General features: G+C 43.2%; 1 protein-coding gene. It reads left to right on the top strand.

Translation table 11 applies throughout. The features are described from left to right. The first annotated feature begins 178 nt into the window (after positions 1 to 178). Positions 179 to 640: a hypothetical protein gene (locus tag QEH52_RS19935; protein WP_308952719.1), complete on the top strand. Its 462-nt coding sequence runs from the start codon at positions 179 to 181 to the stop codon at positions 638 to 640. The last annotated feature ends 128 nt before the right edge of the window (positions 641 to 768 follow it).

Genomic DNA, 768 nt, shown 5'->3' with positions numbered 1-768 from the left:
GGAAAATACAAGTTCGAAAGGAAGAAGAAGCGCTTGTCAGATTTGATGCCGTTGGGCACTCTGGGAGCTATATCCAGTCGGAGCTGGTCAACCCCATTTACGCCGCCGGATCTTCGACAATCACTTGAACTACTAATCACTCAGGCTGGGGTGTCAGTCCTCACCGTTCGCTAAGAAAATGAAACATGTGCTCCAAAGCCTGCTCCTATTAATCTGCCTCTGTAGCACAGCATTTGCCTCCTCTATCGACTATTTTTTACCAAAAAAGTTCGAAGTAATGGATGTGATCGCAGAAGTGAAAGTCCTCGTCGTCGATAAAAAGTATAATGAGACACTCAAACTAAACGAACTCACCTGTGAATGCTTAGTTCTTCGCAGCTTCAAAGGAATAAATGAAAAACAGAAACTTAGTGTCAGCTTTTATATCCACGAAGGCCCAAACGTAGAAATCGGAAGTGAACATCTGGTATTCGCCTTTAATCACACCTCAGGGCTTCGAGCTTTTGGAGGTTTCTCTGGATTGACACCGAAAGGCCAATCTTACCACAATCCAACCGACGAAGGATATAAAAAATTAAGCTACTCAAAACTAATTGAGGAGCTTGAAAAACACTCGAAAAGAGCGAACCAGTCGCACTGAGCAATGTCGCTAACGCGCCATCGCTCATGCTCCACGATGGACGAATAAAAAATGGAAAGCACATCAAACACTATTTTCAGCAATTTCAGCCTCTTTATCATCATGGCTCAAATAGTGAATTTGCTCAT

The organism is Thalassobacterium maritimum, assembly GCF_031127805.1.
GTDB lineage: Bacteria > Verrucomicrobiota > Verrucomicrobiia > Opitutales > Coraliomargaritaceae > Thalassobacterium > Thalassobacterium maritimum.
This window is presented reverse-complemented; position numbering and strand designations above follow the sequence as displayed.

Excerpts from the sequence above, each read along its gene's own strand:
- QEH52_RS19935 (WP_308952719.1), top strand. The coding sequence starts at position 179 with ATGAAACATGTGCTCCAAAGCCTGCTCCTATTAATCTGCCTCTGTAGC.